The 12,937-nt window shown below is 71.2% G+C and carries 13 protein-coding genes; 7 read left to right on the forward strand and 6 right to left on the reverse strand.

Features of this window, described 5'->3' with window-relative positions; all coding sequences use genetic code 11:
• Nucleotides 1-27: 27 nt before the first annotated feature.
• Together KO481_RS24805 and KO481_RS24810 are read right to left on the reverse strand one after the other, a co-directional pair.
• Nucleotides 28-612 carry a DUF3090 domain-containing protein gene (locus KO481_RS24805; protein WP_215920116.1) on the reverse strand — a complete coding sequence of 195 codons (585 nt, stop codon included), beginning with the start codon at nt 610-612 and terminating at the stop codon, nt 28-30.
• A 32-nt stretch (nt 613-644) separates the two neighbouring features.
• Complete coding sequence (locus tag KO481_RS24810; RefSeq protein WP_215920117.1) at nt 645-1,424, reverse strand: histidine phosphatase family protein; 780 nt, start codon at nt 1,422-1,424, stop codon at nt 645-647.
• A gap of 294 nt (nt 1,425-1,718) precedes the next feature.
• Here KO481_RS24810 and KO481_RS24815 point away from each other — a divergent pair, with 294 nt between their 5' ends.
• From KO481_RS24815 to KO481_RS24830, 4 genes are all read left to right on the forward strand, one after another.
• Complete coding sequence (locus KO481_RS24815; RefSeq protein ID WP_215920408.1) at nt 1,719-2,678, forward strand: aldo/keto reductase; 960 nt, start codon at nt 1,719-1,721, stop codon at nt 2,676-2,678.
• A 120-nt stretch (nt 2,679-2,798) separates the two neighbouring features.
• Entirely contained in the window at nt 2,799-3,836 is a 1,038-nt protein-coding gene (locus KO481_RS24820; protein ID WP_372452128.1) for a heme/hemin ABC transporter substrate-binding protein, read from the forward strand.
• A 146-nt stretch (nt 3,837-3,982) separates the two neighbouring features.
• Nucleotides 3,983-5,041: a FecCD family ABC transporter permease gene (locus KO481_RS24825; protein ID WP_372452129.1), complete on the forward strand. Its 1,059-nt coding sequence runs from the start codon at nt 3,983-3,985 to the stop codon at nt 5,039-5,041.
• A complete protein-coding gene (locus tag KO481_RS24830; protein ID WP_215920121.1) occupies nt 5,038-5,874 on the forward strand; it encodes a heme ABC transporter ATP-binding protein in 837 nt (278 codons plus the stop codon). Before KO481_RS24825 ends, KO481_RS24830 begins: the two co-directional genes overlap by 4 nt.
• Nucleotides 5,875-5,944: 70 nt before the next feature.
• Here KO481_RS24830 and KO481_RS24835 read toward each other — a convergent pair whose 3' ends face one another.
• From KO481_RS24835 to KO481_RS24845, 3 genes are all read right to left on the reverse strand, one after another.
• Nucleotides 5,945-8,059 (reverse strand): MMPL family transporter, encoded by a 2,115-nt coding sequence (locus KO481_RS24835; protein WP_215920411.1) that lies wholly within the window; start codon nt 8,057-8,059, stop codon nt 5,945-5,947.
• Nucleotides 8,060-8,489: 430 nt separating this feature from the next.
• Complete coding sequence (locus KO481_RS24840) at nt 8,490-9,038, reverse strand: WKL family lipoprotein (RefSeq protein ID WP_245401440.1); 549 nt, start codon at nt 9,036-9,038, stop codon at nt 8,490-8,492.
• Between the two features lie 124 nt (nt 9,039-9,162).
• Entirely contained in the window at nt 9,163-9,519 is a 357-nt protein-coding gene (locus tag KO481_RS24845) for a hypothetical protein (protein WP_215920125.1), read from the reverse strand.
• 248 nt (nt 9,520-9,767) lie between these two features.
• Here KO481_RS24845 and KO481_RS24850 point away from each other — a divergent pair, with 248 nt between their 5' ends.
• Genes KO481_RS24850 through KO481_RS24860 form a run of 3 tightly spaced genes read left to right on the forward strand, consistent with a single transcriptional unit; the run spans nt 9,768 to nt 12,210 of the window.
• On the forward strand, nt 9,768-10,859 hold the full coding sequence (locus tag KO481_RS24850; protein ID WP_245401441.1) for a hypothetical protein: 1,092 nt from the start codon (nt 9,768-9,770) through the stop codon (nt 10,857-10,859).
• Entirely contained in the window at nt 10,859-11,125 is a 267-nt protein-coding gene (locus tag KO481_RS24855) for a DUF5703 family protein (RefSeq protein WP_215920127.1), read from the forward strand. Before KO481_RS24850 ends, KO481_RS24855 begins: the two co-directional genes overlap by 1 nt.
• A gap of 5 nt (nt 11,126-11,130) precedes the next feature.
• Nucleotides 11,131-12,210: a quinone-dependent dihydroorotate dehydrogenase gene (locus tag KO481_RS24860; protein ID WP_215920129.1), complete on the forward strand. Its 1,080-nt coding sequence runs from the start codon at nt 11,131-11,133 to the stop codon at nt 12,208-12,210.
• 101 nt (nt 12,211-12,311) lie between these two features.
• Here the strand turns inward: KO481_RS24860 and KO481_RS24865 are convergent, their stop codons facing one another.
• Nucleotides 12,312-12,674 carry a hypothetical protein gene (locus KO481_RS24865; RefSeq protein WP_215920131.1) on the reverse strand — a complete coding sequence of 121 codons (363 nt, stop codon included), beginning with the start codon at nt 12,672-12,674 and terminating at the stop codon, nt 12,312-12,314.
• Nucleotides 12,675-12,937 lie beyond the last annotated feature (263 nt).

The following is a 12,937-nucleotide window of genomic DNA, read 5'->3' on the forward strand; positions in this document are numbered from 1 at the left end:
CTCACTCCGCTGCGCTCCGCTCACGTGTCAGTCCTCGAGATCGCTCGCGCCGAAGATGTCGCCGCGCTTGTAGCCGTTGGTGCGCACACACATATGCCCCTTCGTGGACAGCGGTTCCCCGCACAGCGGGCATGGCGGGCGGCCCGCCGCGATCACCCGCGCCGACCGCAACGCGAACTCGCGCGCCTGCGACGGGGTCAGGAACACCCGCACCGCGTCGGGGCCCTCCTCGGTGTCGTCCAGCACGACCGACTCGTCGACCTCGGTCTCGGTAATCGCCAGCAACTCCACCACCACCGCGTTCGCATCCGCGTCCCAGCCCAGTCCCATGGTGCCGACGCGGAACTCCGCATCGATCGGGGTCTGCAGCGGCCCGGTGTCGGCCACATCGTCGGCCTGCGGGGGCACACTGGCCCCGAAACGGCGCGCCACCTCGTCCAGGAGCAGGCCCATCCGATCGGCCAGGACCTTGACCTGCTGCTTCTCCAGCAGCACGCTGACCACCCGCGGTTGCTCAACGGCCTGCAGATAGAAGGAGCGATCGCCCGGCTCACCGACGGTTCCGGCGACGAAACGATCGGGGGTGCGAAACACGTGGATTGCTCGGCTCATCTGCACCTCCTGAAACCACACTGCACTACTTACTACAAGGAATCGGGACTTTGGGAATTCCCATTATCCGCATCCGGCGGGCGACCGGTCGCCGCGTCGCCGGCGCTCGCGGCGGCGTTCGGTTCGGGACCGACCTCGCCGCCGGGAACCGGCCCGGCGCGCTCGCCCGAGCGTTGCTCCGGCGGTGCGGACAGCGCGGACAGGTCCGCGCCGGTGTCGTTGACCCGCCACACGTACGGCGCGGTCGGGGTGTACCGCACGACGCTGATCGAGGCCGGTTCCACCATCAGGCGCTGGAAGCCGTCCAGGTGGATGCCGAACGCGTCGGCCAGGATCGACTTGATCACATCGCCGTGGGTGCAGGCCACCCACAGGGTGTCGCGGCCGTGCTCTTCGGCGAAGCGGCGGTCGTGTTCGCGGATGGCGGCCACGGCCCGGTGCTGCACCTGCGCCAGGCCCTCCCCACCGGGGAACACCGCTCCCGAGGCGTGGCCCTGCACGACCTTCCACAGCGGTTCGCTGACCAGTTCGGACAGCGCGCGGCCGGTCCACTGGCCGTAGTCGACCTCGAGGATGCGCTCCTCGGTCTCGGGCTCGAGGCCCAGCTTGTCCGCCAGCGGGCCCACGGTGCGCATGCAGCGCAGCAGCGGGGAGGCGACGATATGCTCGATCGGCAAGGGCGCCAACCGTTCCGCCAGCGCCTGGGCCTGCTCACGACCCCGGTCGGTCAGATCCACGCCCGGGCTGCGCCCGGCCAGGGTGCGGGCCGTGTTCGAGGTCGACACCCCGTGCCGCAGCAGGATCACCGTCATGGTCCTCAGCGTAAGCGATCACGAGCCGCGATCCACGACCGCGAGCCGTGCGTTCGCCGGGCATTCATTACGCCTACGGCGAATTCGGCTCCGTCCGTACCGTTTTGCCGACGCTACCGCACTGTGCTACGCGCCCCGGGCGGCATCGGCGCCGAGCCCGTCGCGACCGGGTCCGCCGGAATCACCCGGATACCACCTGCCGACCGATCGGTACGGCGGTTCGCGGCGCCGGAGCGCGTCCCGAACGGATTGTGGCCCTAGGCTCTTGGATGTGACGGAAGTGTGGGCACGGTGATGGAACAGCGGGCGGTCGGGCGCAGTGGCCTACGGGTCTCCCGGATAGGCCTGGCCACCCACACCTGGGGCAGGGAAACCGATCCGGACGACGCCGCGGTGCAGCTGGTGGCGTTCGTCGAGGCCGGGGGCACCCTGCTGGACACCTCTCCCGCCTACGGCGGCGGGGCGGCCCAGCGGATCCTGGGCGAGCTGGTGAACGAGCTGGTGCCGCGCGACGACCTGGTGATCAGCGGCTGCGCGGGCCTGACACCGCGCCCGGTCACCGATCCAGACGGTGCACCCGGCGCCGAGCTGCGCTGGCGCGTGGACGCCTCGCGGCGCACCCTGCTGCGCCAGCTCGATCGCACCCTGACCCAGCTGGGCACGGACTACCTGGACATATGGAGCGTGGCGGCCTGGGATCCGCACACTCCCCTCGACGAGATCACCGCGACCCTCGACGACGCGGTGCGCTCGGGCAAGGTCCGCTACGGCGGGGTGCGGGGGCTGGACGCGTGGCAGCTGGCCACGATGGCGTGCGCGGCGCCGATCACCGCCGCCCAGACCCCGTATTCGCTGCTCGCGCGCGGCGCCGAACACGACATCGTGCCCGCCGCACAGCATCATGGCGTCGGGCTGATCGCGACGACCCCGCTGGCCTGGGGCATCCTGACCGGCAAATATCGCGACGGGGTGCCCGCCGATTCGCGCGGCGCGGAGGAGGCCACGGCCACCCAGATCCGCGAGCGCCTCGACGATCACGCCGACCGGGTGGTCGATGCCCTGGTCACCGCCGCCGACGGCCTGGGCACCTCACCGCTGGCGGTGGCCCTGGCCTGGGTGCGGGACCGGCCCGCGGTGGCCTCGCTGATCGTCGGCGCGCGCGATATGGGCCAGCTGACCGGCGTGCTGGCCGCGGAAACCCTCGAACTGCCCCGCGCGATCGCCGCGGCCCTGGACGACGTCAGCAGCATCTGAGTCACCGGGTCACCGACCGCCGCCGCTGTGTCTTCGGTGAACGGACCGGGCCGGGCGCATCCCGCTCGCCCGTGACCCCGGCCACCCACTTAGGCTAGCCTCATGATCTGTCTCGATCGGATGCGCTCGTCCCGCGCCGGATCTGCCCGGCCACTGCGCCACCTCGTGCCGGCCCTGTTCGGTGTGCTGCTCGTGACCGTGGTCGCAGCCTGCGGATCCTCCAGCGGCACAGGCGCTTCCGCGGCCGGGCGCGGGCCCGCCACCGCCGTGCTGGCCGATCCGAACCCGGTGGTGATCGGCCCGGCGCCGCATCCGGCGTTGCCGGTGACCGTGCACTCCTTCGACGGCTCCCAGGTCACCGTGACCGACGCCGCCCGCATCGTCGCGGTCGACCAGTACGGGACGCTGGCCCAGACCGTGTGGGCGCTGGGACTGGGCGCGAACCTGGTCGGCCGCTCCACCTCCGCGGCGTTCCCGGCCGCGAAGGATGTGCCCAACGTCGCGGGCGGCAGCGGCAGCATCAACGTCGAAGCCGTTGCCGCACAACGGCCCTCGGTCTTCCTCACCGACACCGTCAGCGCCACCCCCACCATGCGCGATCAACTGAGGGCGCTGGGTATCACCGTGGTCTATTTCGACCCCGCCCGCACGCTGGCCGGGGTCGGCCCGCAGATCCAGGCCGTGGCCGATGCACTCGGGGTGAGCGAGCAGGGCAAGGCCCTGGCCGAGCGCACTCAGCACGAGATCGATGCCGCGGTCGCCGCGGTGCCCAAGCAGCATCCGGCGCCGAACATCGCGTTCCTGTATCTGCGCAGTACGGCGATCACGATGATGGCCGGGCCCGGTTTCGGCTCGCACGCCCTGATCACCGCCCTGGACGGCACCGACGCCGGCGCAGCGATCACCCAACCGTTCATCCCGATAACCAGCGAATCCATGATCGCGGCGAATCCCGATGTGTTCCTGGTGATGTCGGACGGCCTGAAATCGGTCGGCGGCGTCCAGGGGCTGTCCAAGGTGCCCGGCGTCGCCCAGACCACCGCCGGACGGGACAAGCGCGTCATCGACATGGCCGATTCGGTGCTGCTGAGCTTCGGTCCCAACACCGGTCGCATCATCGCGGCCCTCTCGCACGCCATGTACGGCGCCCCGGCATGACCGAGCCGTCCGGATCGGCCTCCATGCCATCGGATTCGGCGAACTTGACGGGCGCAGGGCTCGAAGCGCAGGCACCCGAATCGGCCGCGGCCATCGAGGACCGGGCGTTCGCCGCGAACGGTGCAGCGGATGCCGAGCCGCATTCGGTGCAGCCCGGTCCGGCCCCGCGGCGGCGCTCGCGGGTGGCTGTGGTGTTCGCGGTGTCGATCGTGCTGCTCGTTGCGCTGGCGTTGATTTCCGCGGCGATCGGGCAGGTGCCCACGACGCCGCTCGAGGTCGCCGGAACCGTCCTGCATCGCATCGGGCTGGATTGGGGGCCGCTGCCCAGGCATCCGGCGGGGCAGATCACGTTGCTGCAGGTGCGGTTTCCGCGAGTGGTGCTGGCGATACTGGTCGGTGCGGCGCTGGCGACGGCCGGGGCGCTGCTGCAGGGGGTGTTCGCCAATCCGCTGGCCGAGCCGGGTGTGATCGGGGTGTCGGCGGGGGCGGCGGTCGGTGCGGGTGTGGTGATCGTGGCCGGTGGCGCGTTCGTCGCGGCGTGGTCGGTGGCAGCAGGTGCGTTCGTGGCCGGGCTCGGGACGACGCTGCTGGTGTATCTGCTCTCGCGCTCGGGCGGGCGGACCGAGACGGTGACGCTGGTGCTGACCGGTGTGGCGGTCAACGCGTTCGCCGGTGGGCTGATGTCGTTTCTGCTGTTCACCGCCTCGGATGCGGCCCGCGATCAGATCGTTTTCTGGCAGTTGGGTTCCCTGAACGGCGCGACCTGGCAGTCGGTGGCGGTGGTCGCGCCGCTCACCGCGGCCGGGGTGCTGGCCGCGGTGGTGATGGCCCCGCGGCTGGATCTGCTCGCCCTGGGTGAATCCGCGGCCCGGCATCTGGGTGTGGATGTGGAACGGTTGCGGCGCAACGTGATCCTGGTGGTCGCGATCCTGGCCACCGCGGGTGTGGCGTTCACCGGGATCATCCTGTTCGTGGGATTGATCGTGCCGCACGTGGTGCGGATGCTCGTGGGCCCGGCACACCGGGTGCTGATCCCGCTCTCGGCGATCCTGGGCGCGGTGATCTTGCTCGCAGCCGACATCGGCGCCCGCGACCTGGTCACCAACGCGGACCTGCCGCTGGGCATGCTCACCTCGCTGGTCGGCGGGCCGTTCTTCTTCTGGCTGCTGCGCCGCACCCGCGCCCGCTCGGGAGGCTGGGCATGATCGGGATCCGCGGGATGTTCGTACGCGAGCACGGCATTCCCGAGCCTCCGGCCCATGGTGCGGTGACGCTGCGGGCGCAGGGGGTGAGCGTCGAGCGCGGCGGCGGGCGGCTGGTGCTGGATCGGGTGGATCTGGAGGTGGTGGCGGGGCAGATCCTGGCGCTGGTCGGGCCGAACGGCGCGGGCAAGTCCACGCTGCTGGCGGCGCTGGCCGGAGAGCTCGAACTCGCCTCGGGCACGGTCCAACTGGATGGTCGGGCGCTGCGCGACTGGGCGACGGTCGATATGGCGCGCCGGCGCGCGGTGCTGCCGCAGACCCACACGGTGGGATTTCCGTTCACCGCCCGCGAGGTCGTCGCGATGGGCCGCGCACCGTGGGCGCGTACCCCGCGCCGCGAGGACGACGAGGCCGCCATCGACGCGGCCCTGGCCGCCACGGACGTGAGTCACCTTGCCGCGCGGACGTTTCCGGCGTTGTCCGGCGGCGAACGCGCCCGGGTCGCGCTGGCCCGGGTGCTGGCCCAGGACACCCACACCCTGCTGCTGGACGAGCCCACCGCCGCATTGGATCTGGGACATCAGGAGGCGGTGCTGCGCCTGGCGCGCGATCGCGCGGGCGCGGGCGCCGCGGTGGTGGTGGTACTGCACGATCTGGGAGTCGCGGCCGCCTACGCCGACCGGGTCGCGGTGCTCGAGTCGGGTCGCCTGGCCGCCTGCGGCTCCCCGCGCGAGATCCTCACCCCGGGCCTGCTGACCCGCGTCTATCAACATCCGGTCGAGGTGATCGACCATCCCGTCACCGGCGCCCCGTTGGTCCTGCCGCTGCGCCGCTGACCGAATGCCCCGGCACCCTCGTTCCGCCCCACCGCCCTGCACGACCCCGGCGAACCGGTCGGCGGCGAGCTCACCGCCACACGAGTTTGAGGACCGCGGGGGTCAGTAGCAGGCGGATGACGGTGGCGTCCAGGATCAGTGCCGCGATCATGCCGTAGGCGATGTATTTCATGAGCACCAGATCGGAGAACCCGAACGCCCCGGTGACGACGATGAGGATGGCGGCGGCGGAGGTGATCACGCGGCCGGTGTGCGCGATGCCGTAGCGGATGGCCTCCGGTGGGGGCGCGCCGGCGGCGCGGGCCTCGGTCATGCGGGACTGCAGGAACACCTCGTAGTCGGTGGACAGCCCGAACAGCACCGTCACGATCAGCACCAGCACCGCGAACATCAGCGGCCCCGGCGTGAAACCCAGCACCGCCGCCCCGTGTCCCTCCACGAAGATCCAGGTCAGCACCCCGAGGGTGGCGCCCAGGCTCAGCGCGCTCATCGCGACCGCCTTCACCGCCAGCACCAGCGACCGGAACGCGGCGTACATCAGCGCGATCGCCGCGAGCACCAGAATTGCGGCGAGTTCCGGTAGTCCGTGCAGGAGCCCGGTGATGCTGTCGTGTTCGAGCGCGGGCACCCCCGCCACCATCACCCGTACCCCGGTCGGCTTCGGGATCGCACGCAGGGTGTCGATCGCCGGGCCCGCGTGCGTCTGATCGGTCAGCCCGGCCTGCAGCACGGTGATGCCGCGGGTGGTCGGCGCGGCCGCCTCGAACGGACCGGTCAGGCCCGGAGCGAAGTTCGCCTGGAAGCGGATATCGGACAGCTGACGCGAATTCGCGCCCACCACAACCAGTTTCAGCGGTTCGGTGCGGAAGTCGGGGAACAGTGCGTCGAAATGTTCCTGCGCCACCCGCGCCGGGTTGTCCGCCGCCAGATACCGTTCGCTCAACCCCCCGAACGCGATGTGCCGGAACGGAATCAGCAACAGCAGCAGCCCCAGCACCACCGGCACGATCACCCGCCACGGGCGCCGCATCGCCAGCAGCGCCAGATCCGAGAAGAACCCCTGCCCGCGCGCGGCGCGCAGCCGCCGCGACACCCCCAGCGGCGCTGCGGAACCCACGCCCGCGAGCCCGTGCCAGCCCCACAGGTCGATGCGTTCGCCCACGATGCTCAGCAGCGCCGGGAGCGCGGTCACCGACAGCACCGCGGCCAGCAGCACCGCGCTGATCCCGCCGTACGGCACCGACCGCAGCACCTGATGCGGATAGATGAACAGCGCGCCCAGGCTGATCGCGATGATCGCCGCGGAGAACAGCACCGTGCGCCCGGCGGTGGCCACGGTGCGGGCGGTGGCCTCCTCGACGCCGAGCCCGGCGGCCAGTTCCTCCCGGAACCGGGTCACCGCGAACAGCCCGTAGTCGATGGCCAGGCCCAGGCTCACCAGGGTGACCACGGCGCTGGCGAACACGTTGACATCGATGACATCGGTCAGCCCCCGGATGATGCCCTGGGTGCCCACGATCGTCATACCGCCGATCAGCACCGGCAGCAGCGCCCCGATCAGCCCGCCGAACACGAAGTACAGCAGGATCGCCACCAGCGGCAGCGCGATCAGCTCCGCGCGCCGGATGTCGTGCTGCATCCCCAGATTGATGCCCTCCACCACCGGCTGCAGCCCGGCCAGCTGCACCGTGGTGCCGCCGGGCCCGCTACCGGGTGGGCCCGCACCCAGATCGTTCTCGATGGCCAGGTAGTTGTTCACCGTCTGGGTGTCCTGCCCGCGCAGCCCGATGCTGGCGAACGCGTGGGTGCGCGAGGCGTCGGCGAACTGGCCCATCATCGGGCCGTCGAAATAGCTGTCGATCTTCTTGATCCGGTCCGGGTACCGGGCCCGCAGCGCGGCGAGTGCCTGCGTGATCGCCGTGTGCACCTTCGGGGTGTCCACGGTGGCGCCGGGCGGGGCGGTGTAGAGGGCGATCACGTCGGCGTCGGTGTCGCGGCCGAAGGTCTCATCCGCGAGCCGGGAGGCGACCACCGATTCGCTGTGGTCGTCGAACCAGCCGCCCTGGGTCAGCCGCGGCCCCAGATCCCGCCCGCAGAACCCTGAGATCGCGATCGCCAGCACGCACACCGCCAGCACCGCATACCGGTGCCGGTGCACGAACCGCCCCCACCGCAGCGGCAGCATCCGGGACCAGTGCTGCGCGTGCGCCGCGGTGGGCGTGCGCCCCCGCTGAGCCGTCTCACTCACCCGCACACCCCAATTCGCGTCCGGGTGTCTGCCGCACGCGAACCGGGCACCGGCGAGTGTTCCCCGCTCGGTGCCGCCGCGCCGTTCACGACTCTGGTTCGCTGTGCCCCGCTCTGGCCGGGATGCGTTGTGCCGCTGCCCGGTTCGCGATACCGCTCGGGTTCGCAGTTGCGGCGATGTGCCCGCCGGAATTGCTCGGTGCAGCGCGGATTGTGCCGCGGCGCCCGCGTCCGGGCGGCCACGACCGTGGCAGCAGCGCCGGACAGGGCTGTGGAAAGCTCGGCGCCGCGGCGCACCCGCGGTGTCGCCGTGCGTGAGATCCCCTGTGCCACTGACCTGTTCACCCGATGCGCTCCTGGGCCCGGAATCACCCGCAGGCGGGAGTCTTGTAGTCGGCCGAGCGCAGGACTCCGCACAGGTCGTTGCGCGAGATCTTCCAGGTGCCGTCGATATCGATGAAATGCATGATGGTGGTGCGCACGTCCTCGCCGGTGCCGTCCTTGTCCAAGCGCAGGGTCGCGGTCAGGGTGCCGTCGTGATTGTCGAACACCGGGTCCACCACCCCGTAGACCGCGTGCGGATTGTCGTGCAGCGCCTTGTACATGTCCGGGATGGAGGAGGCGAACGCCTGACCGTCCTGAATCAGGTTGATGCGATCGCTGTCCGGCAGTGCGGGATCCAGTGCGCGCTTGAGCTGGGTGTCGAGCTGGGCGGCGGTCGGGATCGGTGGCCGGTTCGCCGAGCTCGCGGCCGCGGCCTGCGAGGAGGAGGTCAATGCGGCGTAGGCCGAGGAACGTGCCGCGGCGACCGAGGCCGCATCCGGATCGCCCCCACATGCCGCGGCTCCCATCGCGAGCGCCACCAGCGCGCACACCGCGCCCGCCCCTCGACCGCGGGCCGATCCTCGCACAGCCATCCACATCCTCACCGGCGTCGAAACAGGTCCAAGTTAACCGGACTTCTGCCCCTCAGTCTGGCACGGTGCGGTGTGCCCGGCCGTATTGCGCCCCCGGCATGTTCGCGCCACGGCGAGGCTGCGGTCAGATTGCGTCCAGAACCGCGCCCAGGCGAAGCAGCAGGGCGCGCACGGTGGTCGGGGCGATGCCCACGGGCGGGCCGACCGGGGTGGCCAGCGGGATCAGATCGCAGACCAGCGCGCGCACGCTGCGGGCATCGCCGAGGTCGATATCGGTGACGGGAGCCTGCGCTCGGGCGACCACATCCTCGGGGCCGGGCACGTCCGCCTCGAGTCCGGCGCGGTAGATCTCGAGGGTCAGGATGGAACCGACCGTGCGGAACGCGAACGACCGCCCCTCGCCCGCGCCGCCGAATCCGTGCGCGAAGGGCCCGACGGTGAGGTCGTCGAGGGTGAATCCGGACCGCGGATCTGTGGTCAACCGGCTCTCCTGGTTCGGGTTGGTCGAACTACACGTTAACCCCGGGTGCCGACAGAGTGATCATCGCAAGGCGGGATGACGGGGCCGATCGGCGGCGAATACGACGCGCCCAGAGTGCGGAAGCACCCCGGACAGCGAGCCGGGTCCGCGATCATGGTCAGATAAAGAAGTCCGCTCGAGCGGTCGGGGCCCGTGTCCGGGCCCGGTGCGGGACACCGCACGGTGGTCGGTGAGAAGGAGTTCGGAGTATGCGTGCTCGCGGTGAATCCGGAGCCCGCGCGGCGTCACGACGCGCCGTGCATCGGCCGGGACTGCGGGCCGTGAGCCGATCATCAATGGCCGCACTGCTGGCCGTGGCCACCGCCGCGGCACTGCTGAGCGGATGTTCCAAGAACTCCGGACACACCGGCAGCACCCCGGCCGCGGCCCCGGGCCACGCCGCGACCGCCCCGGCAACGACCGCCACCCCCGCCGGGACCGTCGTGCCCAGCGGCCCGATCGCCGCGGCGCTGGCCGAGCCTGCCACCGGTACGCTGCTGCTCCTGGATCCCGACGGGGTCACCGTGCGCATCCTGGATCCCGCCGACCTGGCCGCCCCGGCCCGCACCGTGACCCTGCCCGCCCGCACCACGGCGCTGACCCCGGGCCCGGAGGGTCAGGTCCTGGCCGCGGCCGGGAGTCAGGTGTTGCACATCGACCCCGCCGCAGCCAGTGTGCACGCCACCCCCGTCGACGGGCAGGTCCGCTCGGTTGTCCAGCGCGCCGACGGCACGGTGGCCGCGGGCCTGGCCGACGGCCGGGTGCTGATCCTGGGTGCGGACGGGCATGTGACGCAGACGTTCACCGGCCTCGGCGGCAACGACGCGATCGTCGCTCCCGGCTCGGCGATCGTGACGCTGGACCGCGACCGGACCACGCTGACCCAGGTCGACATCAAACGCGCGCGGCCCGGGCTGCAGCTGCGCGCGGGCATCGGGGCGGTGAACATGATCACCGACCATTTCGGCCGGATGCTGGTCACCGACACCGCCGGCGGTGCGCTGCTGGTGTACACGGCCGATCCGCTCGAAATGCACCAGTGGTTCCCGGTAGGCTCCTCGCCCTACGCCGAGGCCTACGACCAGGCCACCGAAACACTCTGGGTGAGCTTGACCGGGACCAACGAAGTTGTCGGCTACGACCTGTCGACGGGTATACCGGAGGAAGTGAGGCGCTTCGCCACGGTGCGCCAGCCGAACTCGGTGACGGTCGACTCCCGCACCGGCGACCTGTTCGTGGGGTCCGCGACGGGTGCGGGTCTGCAGCGGATCGGCGCGGACGAGAGGAAGAGAGGGCAGTGATGACTCGGGCCTCGGCGCACCGTTCACCACGCAGACGGTCGATTCCGGCAAGTTGGGAGGAGACCAGCGACGAAGGAGAATACGAGTACGTGCCGTTACGACTACCCCCCGAGATAAACCGGGTGACAGCCTCGATGCGGTTGTCGATCCAGGCCGAGTACGGCGGCTGGGAGCTGTCGCGGGTCCGGGCGTACACCGACGGCAGCCGGCGGGTGCTGCTGCGGCGGCGTAAAACCACGGCCCCGGTGCCGGAACCGGGGATGTGATCGGCATGTACGCGTTATTGCTTCGCCTGATGTTCCTGCTGCCTCCCGAACGCATTCACCATCTGGCCTTCGTCGCGATGCGCCTGGCCACCCGCTTCGCCCCGGCCCGCGCGCTGCTGGCCCGGTTGACCGTGACCGGCGATCCGATCCTGCGCACCACCGCGTTCGGCGTGGATTTCCCGGCGCCGATCGGGTTGGCGGCCGGGTTCGACAAGGACGCCGAGGGCGTGAACGCTTGGGGCCCACTGGGTTTCGGATTCGCCGAGATCGGCACGGTCACCGGGCAGGCGCAGCCGGGCAATCCCGCGCCGCGCCTGTTCCGCCTCCCTGCCGATCACGCGCTGATCAACCGGATGGGATTCAACAATCACGGCGCGGCCGCGGCGGCGGCACGGTTGCGCACGCGGCGGCCCGGCGGGGTCCCGATCGGCGCCAACATCGGCAAGACCAAGATCGTGCCGGCCGAGCAGGCGGCCGCCGACTACGTCACCAGCGCCGAGCTGCTGGGCCCGCTCGCCGATTTCGTCGTGGTCAATGTCAGTTCCCCCAATACGCCCGGCCTGCGGGATCTGCAGGCGGTGGAATCGCTGCGGCCGTTGCTGGCCGCGGTGCTGGACTCGGTGAACAAGCCGGTGCTGGTGAAGATCGCGCCGGATCTGTCGGACCAGGACATCGACGCGGTCGCCGATCTGGCGGTGGAGCTGGGGCTGGCCGGGATCGTGGCCACCAACACCACCATCGCCCGCGATCGTCTGCGCACCCCGGCCGCGCAGGTCGCGGCGATGGGTGCGGGCGGGCTGTCGGGTCCGCCGGTGGCCGAGCGGTCCCTCGAGGTGCTTCGGCGGCTGTATGCCCGGGTCGGAGACCGCCTGGTGCTGGTGTCCGTCGGCGGCATCGAGACCGCCGAGCAGGCCTACGAGCGCATCCTGGCCGGGGCCACCCTGCTGCAGGGGTTCACCGGATTCATCTACGGCGGGCCGCTGTGGACCCGGCGCCTGCACCGCGGCCTGGCCGCGCGGTTGCGTGCGGGGGGCTACGCCACGCTGTCCGAGGCGGTCGGCGCCGGGCACACGACCCGCGCCTGAGCTGTTCCATGCTTGTCACCGTGCCGCGCCGGCGTGCCGTGCGACTGTGCACGGCATGCCGGCGCGCTTGCGGGGTGGTGCGCGGCCGAGCCCCGGGATTCTCACGCAGTGCGCGGCCCCCGGCCCGAGAGCACCGGTTCGGATTCGCGGTGGGTGCGCATGCCGGAATGTCGGCGCAGCCGATCGATCATGCGGCGGGCCAGCAGGATCACCGCGTGCTCGTAGTGCACACCCAGGGCGGCCGTGTGCTCGGCGACCCTGCGGTGGGTGGGCTCGTCGTGCACCGCGGCCGGATCGCTGAGCAGTTCGTCCAGTTCCATGCCCGCCTGCGCCTGCGCGTGCGAGAGACGATGGTCGGGCAGCCAGCTCAGCCGCCACACCGCAACCCCGGCGCCGGAGGTGCGCCAAGCGTATTCGGGCGTGCGGTCGCTGGTCATCGCCCACTCGGTCGTCTCTATGGTCACGGCATTCTCCTCTCGGACGCCGCCCGGTCGGCCTGCCGCCGCCCAGAGCGGACGATTTCCCACTACATCGGTTCTGATTGCCGAAAAGTTGCGGATGGAGCGAACCGATGTGCTCCGGTCCCTGACCGGTAGCCGGCCCGCAGCATGCGGGTGACGCCGTATTTCGCCGATCGCCGCAGTGTGATCGGCGGGCGTCGCTGCCGCCGTCCGGATTGAATCGGCCAGGTGGTCCGAGCGGGGCGGTGCCCGCTAATGCCGGACGC

Origin of the sequence: Nocardia albiluteola, assembly GCF_018860155.1 — a bacterium.
GTDB lineage: Bacteria > Actinomycetota > Actinomycetes > Mycobacteriales > Mycobacteriaceae > Nocardia > Nocardia albiluteola.

Bases quoted from the DNA above. Each gene is read 5' to 3' on its own strand.
- KO481_RS24805 (WP_215920116.1), bottom strand. From the start codon at position 612: ATGAGCCGAGCAATCCACGTGTTTCGCACCCCCGATCGTTTCGTCGCC.
- KO481_RS24810 (WP_215920117.1), bottom strand. From the start codon at position 1,424: ATGACGGTGATCCTGCTGCGGCACGGGGTGTCGACCTCGAACACGGCC.
- KO481_RS24815 (WP_215920408.1), top strand. From the start codon at position 1,719: ATGGAACAGCGGGCGGTCGGGCGCAGTGGCCTACGGGTCTCCCGGATA.
- KO481_RS24820 (WP_372452128.1), top strand. From the start codon at position 2,799: ATGCGCTCGTCCCGCGCCGGATCTGCCCGGCCACTGCGCCACCTCGTG.
- KO481_RS24830 (WP_215920121.1), top strand. From the start codon at position 5,038: ATGATCGGGATCCGCGGGATGTTCGTACGCGAGCACGGCATTCCCGAG.
- KO481_RS24835 (WP_215920411.1), bottom strand. From the start codon at position 8,059: ATGCTGCCGCTGCGGTGGGGGCGGTTCGTGCACCGGCACCGGTATGCG.
- KO481_RS24840 (WP_245401440.1), bottom strand. From the start codon at position 9,038: ATGGCTGTGCGAGGATCGGCCCGCGGTCGAGGGGCGGGCGCGGTGTGC.
- KO481_RS24850 (WP_245401441.1), top strand. From the start codon at position 9,768: ATGCGTGCTCGCGGTGAATCCGGAGCCCGCGCGGCGTCACGACGCGCC.
- KO481_RS24855 (WP_215920127.1), top strand. From the start codon at position 10,859: ATGACTCGGGCCTCGGCGCACCGTTCACCACGCAGACGGTCGATTCCG.
- KO481_RS24860 (WP_215920129.1), top strand. From the start codon at position 11,131: ATGTACGCGTTATTGCTTCGCCTGATGTTCCTGCTGCCTCCCGAACGC.